At 68.5% G+C, this 17,658-nt stretch carries 15 protein-coding genes; 5 read left to right on the top strand and 10 right to left on the bottom strand.

Annotated features, from left to right (window positions below):
- Positions 1–13: 13 nt before the first annotated feature.
- Positions 14–919, bottom strand: a complete 906-nt coding sequence (locus C0R07_RS09835; protein WP_070472680.1) for a recombination-associated protein RdgC — start codon at positions 917–919, stop codon at positions 14–16.
- Positions 920–969: 50 nt separating this feature from the next.
- Positions 970–1,881 (bottom strand): tRNA 2-thiocytidine(32) synthetase TtcA, encoded by a 912-nt coding sequence (ttcA, locus tag C0R07_RS09830; protein WP_102788793.1) that lies wholly within the window; start codon positions 1,879–1,881, stop codon positions 970–972.
- Positions 1,882–1,986: 105 nt separating this feature from the next.
- Here ttcA and C0R07_RS09825 point away from each other — a divergent pair, with 105 nt between their 5' ends.
- Complete coding sequence (locus tag C0R07_RS09825) at positions 1,987–2,181, top strand: DUF465 domain-containing protein (protein WP_102788792.1); 195 nt, start codon at positions 1,987–1,989, stop codon at positions 2,179–2,181.
- Positions 2,182–2,486: 305 nt separating this feature from the next.
- On the opposite strand, the gene plsB is transcribed toward C0R07_RS09825, so the two are convergent.
- Positions 2,487–5,201 carry a glycerol-3-phosphate 1-O-acyltransferase PlsB gene (gene plsB, locus C0R07_RS09820; protein ID WP_019184120.1) on the bottom strand — a complete coding sequence of 905 codons (2,715 nt, stop codon included), beginning with the start codon at positions 5,199–5,201 and terminating at the stop codon, positions 2,487–2,489.
- Positions 5,201–6,169: a hypothetical protein gene (locus tag C0R07_RS09815; RefSeq protein ID WP_070427497.1), complete on the bottom strand. Its 969-nt coding sequence runs from the start codon at positions 6,167–6,169 to the stop codon at positions 5,201–5,203. Before C0R07_RS09815 ends, plsB begins: the two co-directional genes overlap by 1 nt.
- Between C0R07_RS09815 and C0R07_RS20220 the strand changes: the two genes are divergently transcribed.
- On the top strand, positions 6,168–6,293 hold the full coding sequence (locus C0R07_RS20220) for a hypothetical protein (protein ID WP_261798221.1): 126 nt from the start codon (positions 6,168–6,170) through the stop codon (positions 6,291–6,293). The two genes, C0R07_RS09815 and C0R07_RS20220, sit on opposite strands and share 2 nt — an antisense overlap.
- A 26-nt stretch (positions 6,294–6,319) precedes the next feature.
- On the opposite strand, the gene pyrF is transcribed toward C0R07_RS20220, so the two are convergent.
- Positions 6,320–7,045, bottom strand: a complete 726-nt coding sequence (pyrF, locus tag C0R07_RS09810) for an orotidine-5'-phosphate decarboxylase (protein ID WP_070472694.1) — start codon at positions 7,043–7,045, stop codon at positions 6,320–6,322.
- Positions 7,042–7,965 carry a 5'-nucleotidase, lipoprotein e(P4) family gene (locus C0R07_RS09805; RefSeq protein WP_167390349.1) on the bottom strand — a complete coding sequence of 308 codons (924 nt, stop codon included), beginning with the start codon at positions 7,963–7,965 and terminating at the stop codon, positions 7,042–7,044. The genes pyrF and C0R07_RS09805 overlap by 4 nt, the downstream gene beginning before the upstream one ends.
- 111 nt (positions 7,966–8,076) lie before the next feature.
- Here C0R07_RS09805 and C0R07_RS09800 point away from each other — a divergent pair, with 111 nt between their 5' ends.
- Positions 8,077–8,745, top strand: coding sequence for a YceH family protein (locus tag C0R07_RS09800; protein ID WP_102788791.1), 669 nt, complete (start codon positions 8,077–8,079; stop codon positions 8,743–8,745).
- Between the two features lie 173 nt (positions 8,746–8,918).
- Here C0R07_RS09800 and C0R07_RS09795 read toward each other — a convergent pair whose 3' ends face one another.
- Together C0R07_RS09795 and C0R07_RS09790 are read right to left on the bottom strand one after the other, a co-directional pair.
- Entirely contained in the window at positions 8,919–9,449 is a 531-nt protein-coding gene (locus C0R07_RS09795; protein WP_070472700.1) for a GNAT family N-acetyltransferase, read from the bottom strand.
- 153 nt (positions 9,450–9,602) lie between these two features.
- Positions 9,603–11,579: a UvrD-helicase domain-containing protein gene (locus C0R07_RS09790; RefSeq protein ID WP_019184114.1), complete on the bottom strand. Its 1,977-nt coding sequence runs from the start codon at positions 11,577–11,579 to the stop codon at positions 9,603–9,605.
- A gap of 158 nt (positions 11,580–11,737) precedes the next feature.
- Between C0R07_RS09790 and C0R07_RS09785 the strand changes: the two genes are divergently transcribed.
- Positions 11,738–12,430, top strand: coding sequence for an SEL1-like repeat protein (locus C0R07_RS09785; protein WP_070426328.1), 693 nt, complete (start codon positions 11,738–11,740; stop codon positions 12,428–12,430).
- A 47-nt stretch (positions 12,431–12,477) separates the two neighbouring features.
- Positions 12,478–13,089 carry a thymidine kinase gene (locus tag C0R07_RS09780; protein WP_019184112.1) on the top strand — a complete coding sequence of 204 codons (612 nt, stop codon included), beginning with the start codon at positions 12,478–12,480 and terminating at the stop codon, positions 13,087–13,089.
- A 31-nt stretch (positions 13,090–13,120) separates the two neighbouring features.
- Here the strand turns inward: C0R07_RS09780 and C0R07_RS09775 are convergent, their stop codons facing one another.
- Both C0R07_RS09775 and C0R07_RS09770 read right to left on the bottom strand, forming a co-directional pair.
- Positions 13,121–14,722 (bottom strand): glucan biosynthesis protein, encoded by a 1,602-nt coding sequence (locus tag C0R07_RS09775; protein WP_102788790.1) that lies wholly within the window; start codon positions 14,720–14,722, stop codon positions 13,121–13,123.
- A gap of 92 nt (positions 14,723–14,814) precedes the next feature.
- Positions 14,815–17,646: a serine/threonine-protein kinase gene (locus C0R07_RS09770; protein WP_102788789.1), complete on the bottom strand. Its 2,832-nt coding sequence runs from the start codon at positions 17,644–17,646 to the stop codon at positions 14,815–14,817.
- Positions 17,647–17,658: the final 12 nt, after the last annotated feature.

Below are 17,658 nucleotides of genomic sequence, written 5' to 3'. Positions count from 1 at the left end.
TGATCGGTACCGGTCAGTCCGCCTTGCTCAGCTTGAAGGCCTCTTCCAGCAGCAGGAACAGGCGGCGCACTTCACCGCTCTGCAGGGCGAAACGGGCGTCCAGTTCGGCGCGGCGGCCGTCGTCGTCGGCATGCTCGAGCTGGTCCAGCGCGCCATCCAGGAACTTGAGCTTGCGCACGATCAGGTCATCGCCCAGCACGAAGGACAGGTTGTCCTCGAACACCAAGGCGAGCTTGGTGACCTGCTTGCCGGCATCCAGGTGCTTGTCGATCTCGTCGCAGCGCAGTTCCTGGTGCTGGCACTTGACCACCGCGCCGCCCTCGGCCGGGTCCTTCATCTCGCACTCTTCGCCCAGGCTCAGCCCGGTCGGCAGGGGTTCGCCGGCGATCCAGCCGGTCAGGATCGAGCGCGGGGCGACTTCGGCGTTCAACGGCATCGCCGGGAAGCTGCCGAGCAGGCCGCGGATGTCGGACATCATGTTCTCGCCCTTCTTGCTGCTCGAACAGTCCACCGCCACGTAGCCATGGGTCAGGTCGATCAGCGCGTCGGTACGCGAGCTCTTCACGAAGGCGCGCGGCATCAGTTCGTGCAGCAGATCGTCCTTCATGCGCTTGCGCTCGCGGCCGCCGGGCTTGCGGCCTTCCTTCTCTTCGATGTCCTCGAGCTTGCGGGCCAGCAGATCATTGACCACCGCGCCCGGCAGGATCTTGTCCTCACCGCCGACGGTCAGCCACAGCGCATCGCCGACGCGGTGCGAGAACACGGCTTTTTCTTCACGGCCGAACGGCGAGATGAAGCCGCGCGAATTCATTTCAAGCGGACCGACCGGCTTGAGCAGCACCTGCGGCAGCAGGGTGTCCACGTCGGAAAAATCGGTGGCGGTCGGGAAGCGGAACAGCGTCAGGTTGCGAAAGAACATGGACGTCCAGAGTAAGAGCGTGAAAGGGAGGGCGGGCGCACCGGCGTGGCTCAGGCCGGGCCAGGGGCGTGCCCGGGGTCGTGGGCAGTGCCGGCCCAGGCCGGCGGGTCGGGCAGCGGGGCGGCCGCGGCGCGCCCCAGTGCCATGAAATCAAACAGCGCCGGATCGGCCAGCTGCGAGGGGTGGATGTTGCCCAGCGCGCGTGCGATCTGGTCGATGCGGCCGGGCTGGTCGCGCTCCCACTGCTGCAGCATCTGCTCCACCTGGCGGCGCTGCAGGGTGTCCTGGCTGCCACACAGCGTGCAGGGAATGATCGGGAACGCACGCGCCTGTGCGTAGGCGCTGATGTCCGCTTCGCTGACGTAGGCAAGCGGGCGGATCACGATGTGCTGGCCGTCGTCGCTGCGCAGCTTGGGCGGCATCGCCGAGAGCTTGGCGTGGTGGAACAGGTTGAGGAAGAACGTGGCCACGCTGTCGTCGCGGTGGTGGCCCAGCGCGATCCTGGTGAAGCCGTGTTCGGCCGCATGCCGGTACAGCGCACCACGGCGCAGACGCGAGCACAGCGAACACATCGTACGGCCTTCCGGGATCACCCGGCTGACCACCGAATAGGTGTCCTGCTCGATGATCTGGAACGGCACGCCGATCGAGGCCAGGTAGGTGGGCAGCACCTGCTCGGGAAAGCCGGGCTGCTTCTGGTCCAGGTTCACCGCGACCAGTTCGAACGGTACCGGCGCTTTTTTCTGCAGCTGCAACAGGATGTCGAGCAGGGTGTAACTGTCCTTGCCACCGGACAGGCACACCATCACTTTGTCGCCGGCCTCGATCATGCCGAAGTCGGCGATGGCCTGGCCCACCTGGCGCCGCAGCTGCCGCGCCAGGCGGTCCTGCATGCCGCCGGGCGCGCGCGGATCGCGGGCGCGCGGGACGGGATCGGGCAGGCGGATGACGGCAGCGCTCATCCCTTCATTCTACCGGCTGAGGCGCACCCTCACAGGTGCCAGGAAGTGACTGCGTTCACTCCCGGCGGTCATCCCGGATGTGTATGCTCGGAGCCTGTGGACACCATGACACCCACCGATATCAGTGCCCGCCTTGCCCTGCTCCGGCAGGAGCATCGTGCGCTGGATGACCAGATTCTGCGCATGGCCGCCAATGGCGACGACGAGCTGGAAGCCAAGCGCCTGAAGCGGCGCAAGCTGCAGTTGAAGGACTGCATCGCCAAGCTGGAAGACATGCTGATTCCAGACGAACCGGCGTAGCGCCGACCGTTGGTCGGCTGCTGTTGCTCCCGATCCCCACCGATGTCCCAAGGGTAGAGCCGACCGTTGGTCGGCTGCTGTTGCTCCCGGCGGCATGAACCCCTGGCGTGAGGCTTCGGACGGTGGTCAGCGTCGGTCAGCCGGGGCACGCCGTGTTGCCCGGTCTCCGGACGCTTGTGCCGCGCTTGCGCGCGGGTACCGACCAACGGTCGGTACCTACGAATTGCTGGCGAACGCAACAAGATCCGGATACGTCCGGATGCGCCCGATGCGGCCGGATACGTCGGATCGACGATGTGCCGTCGTCAATCCGTGCTGACCGGCTCTTCCGGCTTTGCCGCTTCCGGGCTGACGCGCTCGATGGTGTGGCGCAGTTCGCGGCCGAGGATGAACTTCGCATCCTTGGCCCACGCATCCAGGCGCGCATCGAACAGCAGCTTGCTGTTTTCATCCGGCCACACCAGGCGCAGCTCGCGCAGCTTCTGGATGAAGCCGCGGAACAGGGTGCGGTCGAAGAATTCCGGCGCGGCCGGCGCGTAGAGCAGGCTCAGGCGCTGCGCGGCCTGCTGGCAGAGGCTTTCCAGCTCGGCTGCGCCCAGCGTGCCCGGGCCGTTCTTCACCAGCACCGAGATCGCGATGTAATAACGCTCGAACGCCTGCTGCAGCGAATGGCCGATCGCACGCAGGCGGAAGACTTCATCGGTCTGCCCGGTGTTGCGCGCCAGGATGCCGCCGTCGTCGTCGTTGATGTTCTGCAGCAGCCCTTCGCGCACGAACACGTTGATGGTCTGCTCGATGCGCTGGGCGAACTCGTCTTCGGTCCACGGCAGGAACAGCTCGGCCTGCAGGAACGGGTACACCGTACGGCCCAGCTGGACCAGCCCGGTGCGGCTCATGCGGCGGTTGTTCTGGAAGCAGCAGGCCACCCACGAGGAGGCGGTGAATAGATGGATGACGTTGTTGCGGAAGTAGCTCAGCAGCACCGCGGTATCGCCGCTCACACTGAGCACATCGCCGAGCGGATGCTTGATGCGGGTGAGGACGTTGATCTCCTCGGCGTGGGCGATGATCCGCTCCGGCGAGTGCGGAGTGACCGTCACCCGGTCCGAGTACGGCATCTCCACCAGCAGGGTCTTGCACAGTTCGATCTGCGCGATCAGGTCCGCCTCGCCCATCGCATGCTTGGGCGTGGACAGCAGCGCCAGCGCGAGCAGGTTGATCGGATTGACGTCGGCGGCGCCGTTGATATGCACCTGGATGCGTTCGGCCAGGTGATCCACCGTGCCGGACAGCCACGAGGGCTTCTCGTCTTCGCCGACCGGCTGGCCGTTCCACTCCGGTGCACGCTGGGCGAGCACGTCGTTGAGCGCGATCGGCTCGCCGAAGTTCACCACCACCTGACCGTAGTTCTGTTTGAGCACCTTCGGGATCGACCACAGCAGCGACCAGATCGATTCCTTCTCCTTCGGCCGGCCGGACAGTTCGTCCAGGTAGCTGCCGCCTTCCATCAGCTTTTCATAGCCGATGTAGACCGGCTGGAACAGCACCGGCTTGCGCGGCTGGCGCAGGAACGCGCGCAGCGTCATCGAGATCATGCCGCCCTTGGGCTGCAGCAGGCGCCCGGTGCGCGAGCGGCCGCCTTCGACGAAGTACTCGATCGAGTAACCGCCGGCGACCAGCTGGGCCACGTATTCGCTGAGCACCGCCGAGTACAGCGCGTTGCCACGGATCGAGCGGCGGATGAAGAACGCACCGCCCTTGCGCAGCAGCGTGCCGACCACCGGCAGGTTCAGGTTGATGCCGGCCACGATGTGCGGCGGCACGATGCCGCGGTCGTACAGCAGGTAGGACAGCAGCAGGTAATCCATGTGGCTGCGGTGGCTGGGCACGTAGACCACTTCGTGCCCGGGCGCGGCCGCCTTGAACTTGTCCAGGTGGTGGACCAGCACGCCGGCGTAGATGCGGTTCCAGACATGGCTGAGCATGAAGCTGGCCGAACGCACCACCGGACTGGAGTAATCCGCGGCGATTTCCCACGCGTAGGCGTGGGCTTTCTTCCAGGCATCGGCCGGCTTGGAGTTGTCGCGCTTGGCCTGCGAGGCGATCGCTTCGCGCACGGTGTCCGCGTCGAGCACCTTGTCCACCAGCAGGCGGCGGGTGGACAGATCCGGCCCGATCACCGATTCGCGGATGCGGCGGAAATGGGTCCGCAGCACGCGCTGCAGCTTGCGCACGGTGCGCTCGGGGTCCAGCCCCTCATCGACCGTGGTGCGCAGCGAGATCGGCGGGGCGAAGCGCACGATCGTGCTGCGGCCGTTGAGCAGCACCGCCAACAGGCGACGGAAGCGACCCACCAGGGCCCAGTTTTCGGAGAAGAGCACCGCGAACCAGCCGCTCTGCTTGTCCGGCGCGCGGCCAACGAAGATCGAGACCGGCACCAGGTGTACGTCCAGCTCGCCGCGGGCGCGGTGCGCCTGCAGGACCTTGGCCAGCGAGTCGGAGTGGGTCTTGGCGCCACGCTGCTCGGGGATCAGCGAGTTGCTGCTGCTCCGGCGCGACAGGGCCAGGTAGGCGCGCTTGCGCCCGGTCGGGTCACCGGCGATGGGCACCAGCGGCGACGGCAGGCCGGCCTCGCGGCAGGCCTTGTCCAGGATCAGCGCGTTGGACAGACCGTAGTCCTCCAGCACGTACACCACCGGCCGGCCATCGTTGTACTGGCCGGGATGTTCGGGTTCGATCTTCAGCGACAGCCACGGCTCGACCAGACGGCCAAGCAGGCGCGACCACCACGGCGGGCGGCCGCTGGGCGCACGGGTGCCGGGCACGATCGCCGACGGCACGATGGCCGCCGGCTCCGCATCGACGGCAACGGCCTCCGCGGGCGCGCCAGCGACCGGCGGAACCGGAGCGGCAGCACCGTCGGACGGCACGGTAGCGGGCGACGAGGACGTGGCGTCCGGCGTCTTGGGCGGCTCTTCGCCGGGGAAAGGCAGGGGATTCTGGTTCGGCATCGGCTTCATTATGGCTTAGCCGATGCGGAAGCATCGTCCTTGACCGCTGCAGCGGCTTCTGCCTCGGCCGCCTGGCGGGCGTCATGTTCAGCTTGTGCGGCGTCGGCGGCCTGCAGCAGCGCGTCGGTGTCTTCCAGCGTGCGGGTCACATACCAGTGGCCTTCGCGCCGGGTCATCCGCACCTGCGCTTCGATCTGCTCGCCGGCCAACGTGTACTGGATGCGGACCACGGCGTCGTCGCCGAGCTCGGAGGTCAGCTCGCCGCGCAGCCCGGTCAGCGCCTCATCCAGCGACAGCCCGTAGCTGGCCAGGGCCGTCTTGAAGGCTTTGATGAAGGGACTCAGCCGGCGCAGGCTCTCTTCCATGCCGGCCGCCTGCAGCTCCGCATCGGTGGACAGCCCGGCGGTGCGCGCGGTGGCCGTCAGCAGGGTGATGGTGGTCCTGGCCCGCTGCTTGTCCGTCAGTGGCGCGGCGGCAGCCCAGCGGCTCAGCGCGTTCACCACCTGGGTGTAATGGGCGCGCTCGCTGTCGCTGTACTCGCTCTGGTTGCGCAGGTACTGCTCGCCGAACAGTCCCATCGAGTGGGCAGCCTGGCGGACCTGGGTCGCCTGGCCGGCGATCTGGGTATCGAACGAGCGCTGCAGCCGCTGCGGCGCATCCGGCCGCGACAGCGCGGCCAGCATCGGCAGCAACTGCCCATCCAGCGGCAGCTCGGTCAGCGGCCAGCGGCTGTGGCCCTGGCTCCACGCGCCCTGCAGGCGTGCGTACTGGCTCGGCGGCACCGCTGCCTTGGCGTACCCGACCAGATCGTTGTCGGCGACCCGCTGGGCCAGCTGTTGCAGGGCCGCGACCGGCTCGGACGCCGGCGCGTCCGGATCGATCTGCTTGTCCTTGCAGGCACTGAGCAGCACCAACCCGCACAGGGCCAGCGCCAACACCTGCCCTCGGTACTGCCACGGCTTCAACGACATGGACATGAATTCGGACTCCCCGGACCGGTCCGCATCTTGCGGCCTGTTCGGTGACAGCGGCAAGCCGGCAGACCTGCCGACCCTGCGCTTTATGCGCAAGCCCTTGAATGTACAGAAAAACCGGCGGTGACGGGGCCGCTCCGCCCCGTCACTGCCTCAGCGCGCGGCGAGCGCCTGGGCGATCTCGGCCTGGATCGCGCGGGCGGCGGCCTGCGGGTCGCTGGCGAGCCGGATCGGGCGACCGACCACGATCGCGTCGGCGCCGTCGGCAAAGGCCTGGGCCACGCCCACGGTGCGCTTCTGGTCATCACCGACCGGGCCACCGGGGCGGATCCCAGGGCACACGATCGAGAAGCCGGCGCCGGTGGCCGCGCGGATCGGGCCGGCCTCCTGGCCGGAGGCGATCACGCCATCGATGCCGGCGGCCTGGGCGGCCAGCGCGCGCTCGACCACCACCTCCACCGGCTCGCGGTCGATGCCCATGCCGGCCAGGTCGCTGCGGCCCATCGAGGTCAGCACGGTCACCGCCAGCAGGCGCATGTCGCTGCCGTTGGCGGCCGCGCAGGCTTCCATCATCGCCGGGTGCCAGCCATGGATGGTGGCGTAGCTCACCGGCCACTGCGACAGCCGCTTGATCACCGCAGCGGCAGTGGCGGGGATGTCGAAGAACTTCAGGTCGACGAACACGCGCTTGTCGCGCGCAGCCAGCGCATCGAGCACCTCGAAGTACTCGCCGGAGGCCAGCAGTTCCATGCCGATCTTGTAGAACGACACCGCGTCGCCCAGGCGATCGACCCAGGCCAGCGCGTCATCGCGGCCGGGCACGTCGAGCGCGAAGATCAGGCGCTCGTCGTCCCGCAGCGGCAGCGGCGCGAGGCTCACGGTGCGTAATCCAGCGCGGCGCGCTTGGCGTCGTGGCGGGCCTGGCGCGACTGGCTGTAATCGTTGTTGAACTGGGCCGGCTCGAAGCCGCCGTAGGTCGGGTTGGGCAGCATCCACCAGCGCTCGCCGAACCAGTCGTGGTACTGCTGCAGCAGCGCGTCACGGCCGTCGTTGGTGTTGGCGGTGACTTCCACGAAGTCGCCCAGCTGGTCGCCGAACTGCATCAGCACGCGGTACTTCTGGCCGGCCAGGCGGCGGCGGCAGTTCTTCTCGCTGCCGGCCTGCTCGCAGCCGTCCACCACGGTGCCCAGGCCGAGGAACACGCTGTCATCGGCCACCGGCAGGCCCTGCTCGCGCAGGTTGGCCAGGGTGGCCTCCTTGAGATGCACGGCGCGGTTGGAGATGTACAGCAGGGTCACGCCCTTGGCATTGGCGGCCTTGGCGAAATCGACCACACCCGGAATCGCCTTGGCCTTCTTTTCGGCCACCCACTGGTCCCAGCTCAGCTCGTCGTACTCCTTGCCGTCGCGCACCAGGCGCGCCTGGTAGGGCGAGTTGTCCAGCACGGTTTCATCCACGTCCAGCACCACGGCCGGCTTCAGGCCCTTGGCGGCGTTGCCGCGTTCTTCCGGCACCAGCGCGTCCCAGTTGGGTTCCTTCAGCGCCTTGTCCAGGTGATCGGCGGCGGCGCGGTAAGTCTGCTCAGTGATCGCGCGGTATTCCTGCGCGCGCTGCATCCACAGCACGGCATTGAGGTTGTCATTGGCGGCCACGGCGGCATCGCCGGTGGCGGCCGGGGCGCTCGCGGCAGCCGCAGCGGCCGGCGGGGCGGCATCGGCCGGGGTTTCGGTGCGCTTGCAGGCACTCAGTGCCAGCACGGCACAGGCAAGCACGGACAGGGAAACAGCACTACGACGCATGGCATTCACCGGCAACAGATTCGCGCCAGTTTACCGGCTTGTCCGGCGGCATTCATGCGCAAGGCAGGGCTCGGCTATGCTGCACGCCCCTGAAACACCCCGGAGCGCCCCATGACCGACGACACCCAGACCCCTGCCCTGCCCGTGCTCAGCGCGGCCCAGGCCCGCGCGTTGGGCTGCCTGATCGAGAAGGAGGCGACCACCCCGGACGCCTACCCGCTCACGGTCAACGCCGCGCAGGTGGCGGCCAACCAGAAGACCGCGCGCGAGCCGGTGATGGCCCTGTCCGCCGGTGATGTGCACCACGCGCTGCGCCAGCTGGAAAGCATGGGCCTGGCCCGCCAGCAGTTTTCCTCGCGCGCCGAGCGCTACGAGCATCGCGCCGGCAGTGCGCTGGACCTGACCCGGCAACAGCTGGCCATCGTGGGCCTGTTGCTGCTGCGCGGCCCGCAGACGGTGAACGAGCTGCTGACCCGCAGCGAGCGGCTGTTCCAGTTCCAGGACGCGGAGGAGCTGCGCCACCACATCGAGCGCATGATCCAGCGCGGGCTGGCCGTACAACTGCCGCGCACCAGCGGCCAGCGCGAAGACCGCTACATGCACCTGCTGGGTGGCCCAGTGGATGTGCAGGCCCTGGCGGAGAGCTACAAGGGGTCTTCGTCGAGCGGCGGCGGTGGTGGCGGCAGCCCGGCGCTGGAAGCGCGCGTGCAGCAGCTGGAGGCCACGGTGGCCGAGCTGCAGGAGCAGCTGGCGGAATTGCGCGCGCAATTGGGCGGGTGAGGGGCAGCCGACCAACGGTCAGCTCTACCTGTGTCGCTGATTGATTCGCTGGTGACGGGCAGCCGGCCAACGGTCGGCTCTACCTGTGTCGCTGATTGATTCGCTGGTGACGGGCAGCCGACCAACGGTCGGCTCTACCGGTGGGTGTGCGTGGCGCGTGCCCGTCGCCGGTGTCAGGGCGCCGGTGCGCCGGGGGTGGCGAACAGCAGCACCACCTCCTCGTGTGGCGGCGGCAGCAGCAGGTCGCCACGATCCTCCATGCCCAGCTTGCGCAGCAGCGCGGCCGAGCGCACGTTGTCCGGGGACACGATGCCGTACAGATCGGTGTGACCGAGCACATCGCGCGCGTAGTGCATCACCCCGCGCGCGGCCTCGAACGCGTAGCCGTGGCCTTCGTACTGCGAGAGCAGTGCATAGCCGATATCCGGGGCCGGCAGCCCGGCGCGCCGGACCAGGCCGGCATTGCCCAACCATGCGCCGTCTTCGCGGCGGACGATGGCGTACATGCCAAAGCCGTTGAGCGTGTAGCTGCCCAGCACGCGCTCGGCGGTGTAGTCGCGCGCCTGCGCCAGGGTGCGTACGCCGCGGTCGGCGATGTTGCGGATGAAGCCCGGCTCGTTGAGCAGGGCCAGCATGTCGGCGGCATCGTGGTCAGGATCGATCAGGCGCAGGTGCAAACGGTCGGTCTGGATCACGGCGGACATGCGGGTACCGGTGAAAGGTGATACCTCGATTGTGCAATGCGCGCCGCGAACACGGTAGAGCCGACCGTTGGTCGGCTGCGCTTCGAGCCGGGATACGGCAACCGACGCGCTTTGGGCAGCCGACCAACGGTCGGCTCTACCCCCGGCGGTGGGTCAGTCGAAGAGGGCCTGGATCGCGGCCAGGCCTGCGTTGGCGCGCTCTTTCTTGCGCGCGGCGTCGGCGACGGGATCGGCGCCATCGCGCTGCATTTCCTCGGCCGGGATCTCATCGAAGAACCGGCTGGGCTTGAGCCGCACGTGCTCGCCGAATTTGCGGGTGAGCTTGCTGTAGCTCATCCACAGCTGCACCTTGGCGCGGGTGATGCCCACGTACAGCAGGCGTCGCTCTTCCTGCAGGTTGCCTTCGTCCAGGCTGACCTGGTGCGGCAGGACGCCGTCCTCGCAGCCGATGATGAACACGTACGGGAATTCCAGGCCCTTGGAGGCGTGCAGGGTCATCATCCGCACCTGGTTGCCACCGTCGTCCTTGTCGTTGCGCGAGAGCAGTGCCAGCTGCGCGGCCAGATCGGCGGTGGAGGCTCCGCGGGGGCCGCCCTCGAACCACTGCGCCAGTTCTTCCAGGTTGCCGAGGCGACGCTGGTACACCGATTCTTCTTTGCACGAACTACGCAGATCCGAGACCAGCCCGGATTCCTTCACCAGCTTGCGCACCAGGTCGCCGGAGCTGAGCTTGGGCATCTCCGCACGCAGGTCGCGCAGGATGTCGGTGAAGCGGCTCAGGCCATTGGCCGCGCGCGGCGGCAACTGCGAGAGCGCACCGATCGCTTCGGCGGCATGCGCCATCGGCAGATCCTTTTCCGAGGCCAGCTCGGCCAGCTTGGCCAGGGTGCCGGCCCCCACTTCGCGCTTGGGCGACTGCACCGCACGCATGAACGCCGTATCGTCGTCCGGGTTCACCAGCAGGCGCAGCCACGACAGCGTGTCCTTGACCTCCTGGCGCTCCAGGAACGCGGTGCCGCCGGTGATGTGGTACGGCGCGCGCACCAGCTGCAGCGCTTTTTCCAGCGGCCGCGACTGGAAGTTGCCGCGGAACAGGATGCAGAAATCGCTCCACGGAATCTTCCTGGACGTAGCCAGGAACGAAATCTCCGCGGCCACCTTTTCCGCTTCATGCTCGCTGTTGCGGCACTCCCACACGCGGATGCGCTCGCCGTCGGCCTGGTCGCTCCACAGCTTCTTCAGGTGTTCGTGCGGGTTGTTGGCGATCAGTGCGTTGGCCGCGCGCAGCACGCGGTTGGAACAGCGGTAGTTCTGCTCCAGCTTGATGATTTCCAGCGCCGGGTAGTCGCGCGCCATCTGCTGCAGGTTTTCCGGGTTCGCGCCGCGCCAGGCGTAGATCGACTGATCGTCATCGCCCACGCAGGTGAAGTTGCCCTTGCTGCCGGCCAGCTGCTTGAGCAGCCGGTACTGGGCATCGTTGGTGTCCTGGCATTCGTCCACCAGCAGGTAGCCGATGCGCTCGCGCCAGGCCAGTGCGATCTCCGGGTTTTCTTCCAGCACCTGCACCGGCAGGCGGATCAGATCATCGAAATCGACCGCGTTGAAGGCCGTCAAACGCAGCTGGTAGCGCTCATAGACGCTGGCCGCTTCCTTCTCGCGCGTGCTGCGCGCCGCGGCCATCGCCTGCTCGGGTGAGAGGCCGGCGTTCTTGGCGCGCGAGATCAGGTTCTTCACGTCCTCGATGTCGTCCGGCTTGGCCCCGTACATCAGGTCCTTGACCTGCGCGGTCGAATCGTCGGCATCGAAGATGGAGAACCCGCGCTTGAGCCCCACCGCAGCGTGTTCGATCTGCAGGAACTTCAGCCCCAGCGCGTGGAAGGTACAGATCGTCACTTCATCGGCATCGTCACCGCGCAGGCGCTTGGCCACGCGCTCGCGCATTTCCTTGGCCGACTTGTTGGTGAAGGTGATCGCCGCGATCCGCCGCGCCGGGTAGCGCTTGCTGGCGATCAGCTGGCCGATCTTCTCCACGATCACGCGCGTCTTGCCGCTGCCCGCGCCGGCGAGCACCAGCAGAGGACCTTCGCAATGCATCACTGCCGCGTGTTGGGGAGGATTGAGACCGTGCATGCCATCTCCAGGGGAGGGGCATTGTACCGGCCTTGGTCGGCCCGCATCGACGCGCCACCGCCCGGATTGACGCCTTCACGGGGGTGGGGTATCCATTGTCCTGATCGACGCAGAGGACGCGACGCATGGCAATGAGCAGGAAAGGACGCGGGGTGTGGATGTTGGTCGCGGCCCTCGCGGCCCTGCCCGCCTGGGGGCAGTCGAGCCAGCCGGACCTGCGTGCCCAGGATGCACAGGACACCGACGCCTTCCTGAACCGGCACCCCGACCTGCGTTACCGCAAGCTCGGCAAGGAGGCCCAGGCGCGCGGCCGCCTCGAGGAAGCGCGGCGTTTCTACCGCCTCGGCGCCCGCCATGCCGACAAACTGTCCCAGGCCGCGCTGGCCGAGATGTGGTGGAACGGCCAGGGCGGCGGGCAGGACCGGGCGCTGGCCTATGCCTGGATGGACCTGGCCGCCGAGCGCGGGACCGAGTTCCTGCTGGTGCTGCGTGAGCGCTACTGGGCTGCGCTGACCCCGGACGAGCAGACCCGCGCGGTGCAGGAAGGCCAGGCCCTGTACGCCGAGTTCGGCGACACCGTGGCCCAGCCCCGGTTGGAGCGTGAACTCCGGCGCGGGCTGAGTGAGGTCACCGGCAGCCGTACCGGCTCGGTCGGCGGCATGCGCATGCTGGTCCGCGATGATCGCGGCCAGCGCTACGTGGAGCCGGACGTGTTCTATCGGGACGAATACTGGCAGCCGGCCCAGTACTGGCAATGGCAGGCGCGGCAGCTGGAGGCGGCCGGGCGTGCCATCGGCACCGGGAGCGTGGAGGTCGGCATGCCGACCACGGTACCGGGCTTGCGGGACTGAACCGATCCGGCGCCATGCCGGGGCCGCCGAACGGATAAAATCCCGGCATGGCCAAGCTCTATTTCTATTATTCGGCGATGAACGCCGGCAAGACCACGACCCTGCTGCAGTCGGCGCACAACTACCGCGAGCGGGGCATGCGCGTGGCCATCCTGACCCCGCGGCTGGATGATCGCGCCGGGCACGGCGTGGTCGCCTCGCGGATCGGCCTGAAGGCGGACGGGATCGCGTTCCACCCCGACACCGACCTGCAGCAGCTGATCGCCGAGGACATCGGCACGCACGGCCCGCTGGGCTGCGTCCTGGTGGATGAGGCGCAGTTCCTGAGCCGCAGCCAAGTGTGGCAGCTCAGCGAGGTGGTCGACCAGATGCGCATCCCGGTGCTCTGCTACGGCCTGCGCACCGATTTCCGCGGTGAGCTGTTCGAAGGCAGCCAGTACCTGCTGGCCTGGGCCGATGAGATGCAGGAGATCAAGACGATCTGCCACAGCGGCAAGAAAGCCACGATGACCGTGCGCGTGGACGAGCACGGCCACGCGGTGCAGGACGGGCCGCAGGTGGAGATCGGCGGCAACGAGCGCTATGTGTCGGTAAGCCGCGCAGAGTTCAAGAAGATCATGCGCGGTGAAGGCCGTATCGACCCGTTGCAGGCCGGTTGACCCGCCTCCCCGTCAGCCTCACCCAGGCGCCTCAGTACAACGTGCGCTCCGCCGCGCCCTTCGGCGGCGGGCTGTACTGATAGAGCCAGGTTTCGGTCAACGTTTTCCCGCCACTGCGCAGGTACAGGCGGATGTCGATCTGCTCGGTCGAGTCATCCGGCGGCACCACGTCAAACATCGCACGGTAGCCCTTGATCTCGCGCAGCGGGCGCGCCGAAACGATCTCGGTGCGGCCACGGCTGACCTGCACGACGGCCTCGACTTCGCCCTTGTCGATCATCGCGGCCAGTTCGCCACCTTCGAAATCGACCGCAAAGCGCCACGAGAAGTACTCGCGCTTCTTGCCGATCACCCCACCCAGGCCGGTACGGGTGGCCACGCAGTGCGCCAGCGGCGGGCGCGCCGGCGGCTCCGCGCCCCAGTACAGGCGGTAGCCGAGCAGCAGCTCCTGGCCCGGCTGCGGCTTGGCCTCGGGATTCCAGAACGCCACGATGTTGTCGAAGGTCTCATCCACGGTCGGGATTTCAACCAGCTGCACCGAGCCCTTGCCCCATTGCCCCTTCGGTTCGACCCACAGGCACGGACGCTTCTCGTAGAAGACGCCGTCGTCCTGGTAATGGTCGAAGTTGCGGTCGCGCTGGAGCAGGCCGAAGCCGCGCGGGTTGTTGTCCACGAACATGTTGAAGCGCAGGTTGTACGGGTTGCACAGCGGGCGCCAGATCCATTCGCCGGCGCCGGTCCACATCGACAGGCCATCGGTATCGTGGATCTCCGGGCGCCAGTCCCAGGCCATGCGGCGGTCGTTCTCGCCGACCTGGTACATGCTGGTGCACGGGGCGATGCCCAGGCGTTCGATCGCCTTGCGGGGGTACAGCGCGCAGTCGATGTCCATCAACAGCACATCGCCGTTGGTGATCGCAAAGCGGTAGGCGCCGGTGGTGCTGGGTGAATCCAGCAGGGCATAGACCACCAGCGTGTTCGAGTCCGCTGCCGGTTGCTCCAGGTAGTAGGCGATGAAATCCGGGAATTCCTCGGGCTTGCCCATGCCGGTGTCGATCGCCAGGCCGCGCGCGGATTGGCCGTACTGGCCCTCCTTGCCGACCGCGCGGAAATAGCTGGCACCGAGGAACGCGGCGAAGTCGCGGTCGGTGTCCTTGCGGGTATTGAGGCGGAAGCCGGCAAAGCCCAGGTCGGCCGGCAGGTGGCTGCCCTTCAGGCCGCTCTTGCCGTAATCGAAGGCGGCGCCGTCATAGGCCAGTTCCTGCGCCTTGCCGTCGGTCACGTCGAACATCCGCACCGGGGAATGGAAGTACAGCCCCAGGTGGAAGAACTTGGCCTGGTAACGCCCGGGCTGGTCGGCCCACAGGGCGTGGTCCTGACGGTACTGGATGGACTGGTACTGGTCCCAGTCCAGCCCTTCCACCGGGCCCGGCAACGTGCGCTTGTGGCTCCGGTAGGCGGCCTGGGACAGCGCGCGGGCCTGCCCTTTGAGCGAGGCGAAATCGAACGGCTGCGGCTGGCCCAGCCGGCGCAGGCCGACCTGGTTGCCCTGCGCGGCGCAGGCCGGCAGTGCGGGCAGGCCGAAAGCGGCCAGGGCCACGGAGGCATTGCGGAGGAAGTCGCGTCGTTGCATGCAGGCAGCGATGGCAGGGAAGGGCCGGCCATCATAGGCACGCAGACGTTAATTCGCCGAGGTGAATGCGCGGCGGCGTTCAGTCAGCACGGTCAGGGCCCGGCGGCGACCTGCGCCGGCACGCAGTCCTGGCGCAGCCGGTTCACCTCCTGCAGCAACTGCCCGCCCTGCGGCCACTGTGCCTGCAGCTCCTGCCGAAGCTGGCCCAGTGCTTCGCGCGCACGCGCCGGGGAGGTGCCGCAGTCCAGCTGCGCCATCGCCGCGCGCGCGCGCCAGCGCAGGGCACGGCTGTCCAGGTCGGCGGCGTCGCCCACCAGCAAGGGCGCCAGCGCGCGGCGCGCTTCCACGGTCTGGCCCATCCGGCCCAGGTTGCGGCCCCAGGCCAGCTGCAACGCGCGCTGCAGCGCCGGGCTGGAGGGCCCGGCACGGTCCACCCGACGCATCAGCGCCGCCAACTGCTCGCCGGCCTGGCGTGGATCACCCTGCGCACTGACGATCTCCGCCATCTGCCGATCGGCCTGCTGCACGGACGCATCGTCGTCGCCGCGTTGCGCGGCCTGCCACTGCCGTCCCTCATGCAGGGCGGCCAGGGCAGCCTGCCAACGCCCGCCCTGGGCCAGGGCAGCGGCATAGTCGTACAGGCCCTGCGGCAGCAGGCCGACGCAATCGGGTTGGCGCCAGATCGCCACGGCGCGGCCCAGATCATCGATCGCGGTGGCACTGTCACCGCGCTCCAGCGCCAGCCGCCCCAGCGCATGCCAGGTCAGGCCGGTATCGCGATGCTGTTCACCCAGCGCCTGCCGGGTCAGGCGATGCACCTGCTGCAACTGGGCCTGCGCCTGCTGCAGGTCACCGCGCTGCAGCGCCAGCAGCGCGCGCAGGCGACGGATCGACAGGGTTTCCGGGTGATCCGGCCCGTAAAGTGCCACCGCATCGGCGCCGGCCGATTGCAGCGCCTGCCCGGCAGCGTCGAGGTCGCCTTGTGCGGCCAGCGTCTCGCCCATGTGCCGCCGCAGCGCGATCAACTGCGGGTTGCGCGCGCTGGCCTTGGCCTGCAGCAGCTGCAGCGCCTGCCGGTAGCCGGCCAATGCGGCCGCCGCACGGCCATCGTCGCTGTCCAGCGCGGCCAGGTCGGCCAGGCTCTCCGCAGTGCCCTGCGTATCACGCAGCACATCACGGCGCAGCACCCGCGCCTGCTCGAAGGAGGCACGGGCGTTGTCACGGTAGCCCAGCAGCTGTTGGCAGCGCCCCAACTGGGTGTGGTACTCGGCCACGACCGTCGGCAGCCGCAGACGCTGCTGCGTGGCCAATGCCTGCATCGGCGTGAGGTGGGTCACGCACTCGCGCGAGCGCCCCAGCATGCGCAGGGCCCGCCCACGCTGGGTCACCGCTTCCAGCTGCAGCGCCGGTGGCACCTCGCCGGCCTGCTCGAGCAGCGCGCGCTGGTGATCGAGCGTCTGCAGCGCCAGCTGGTAGTCGCCCATGCCGATCCGCAGGCGGCCGATCACACCTTCCAGTTCGGCCAGCGACAGTGGCTGATCGCGCAGTTCCGCCTCGCCCCGCTGCTGTCCGGTGGCCAGCAGCTGGCGCAGATCGAAACTGCCGTGGCGCACGCCGGCGGCCCGGTCGAACAAGCCCACGGTGAAATCCTCCATCGCCTGGGCGCGCGCCACTTCACGCCGGGCCTGCTGCATCTGCCACAGCGCGGTGAGCGCCAGTGCGAGCAGGGCCAGCACCGCCATGCTGCCCAGCGCCACGCCCCAGCGGTGGCGGCCCAGGTATTTGCGCAGCCGGTAACCCACGTGCTGCGGCCGGGCATGGATCGGGCGGCCTTCGAGGAAGCGGCGCAGGTCCTGGGCCAGCGCTTCCACCGAGGCGTAGCGCTGCCCGGGTTCCTTCTGCAGGGCCTTGAGCAGGATGGTGTCCAGGTCGCCGCGCAGCCGCCGCGACAGGCGCCTGGCCGCCACCGCCTGCTCACCCCCGGCGGCAGCCACGCGCGCCACCACCGCCGAGGCGCGCGGGGCCTGCACCTCCAGGATCGAGCGCTCCCATTCCGCATCGCTGTGCCGGCGCAGGCGATAGGGCTTCTGCCCGGTGATCACCTCGAACAGCACCACGCCCAGGGAATAGCCATCGGTCAGCGTGGAGACCGGCTCGCCGCGGACCTGTTCCGGCGCGGCGTAGTGCAGGGTGAACGCCCGCGCTTCGGTGGGAGGATGCACGGGCGGTTTGCCCTCGTCATCGTCGAGCAGCTTGGCGATGCCGAAGTCCAGCAGTTTCACCTCGCCCTCGGCGGTGACCAGGATGTTGGAGGGCTTGAGGTCGCGGTGCACGATCAGGTTCGCGTGCGCGTGGCTGACCACCGCGCAGACCTGCAGCATCAGCTGCAGGCGCCGCTCCAGCGGGAGCGCCAGGCGCTGGCAGTGCTCGGTGATCGGCTCGCCTTCCACGTAGGCCAGCGCAAGGTAAGGCTGCCCCTGCAGATCCACGCCGGCATCCAGCAGATGGGCCAGGTTCGGGTGCTGCAGCCGCGCCAGAATCTCGCGTTCGCGGCTGAAGCGCTGGCGCAGGCCGGGATCGGCATAGCCGCTGCGCAGCAGCTTCAGGGCGACCTGGCGCTCGTACAGGCCATCGGCACGCTCGGCCAGCCAGACCTCGCCCATGCCGCCCTCGCCGAGCGGGCGCAGCAGCCGGTACGGCCCGACCCGCGTGCCTACCCGGCTGTCCTCCGGCGCGGCGGTCCACAACGGCTGGGCCAGGTACTCGTGGCTGTCGCGCTCGTGGGCGAGCAGGCGCTCCACATCCTCGGCCAGGCCCGGATCCTCCACACGCAGGCGCGAAAGCCGCTGCTCACGCGCCGGTTCGGGCAGTTCCAGCAATTGATCCAGCAGGCAGGACAACTGCCGCCAGCGTGACGCCTCCATCGGTCCTCTCCC

Origin of the sequence: Stenotrophomonas bentonitica (assembly GCF_002887735.1) — a bacterium.
Classification (GTDB): domain Bacteria; phylum Pseudomonadota; class Gammaproteobacteria; order Xanthomonadales; family Xanthomonadaceae; genus Stenotrophomonas; species Stenotrophomonas bentonitica_A.
The sequence above is the reverse complement of the archived record's forward strand: the minus strand, read 5'-3'. Positions and strand labels throughout refer to the sequence as shown.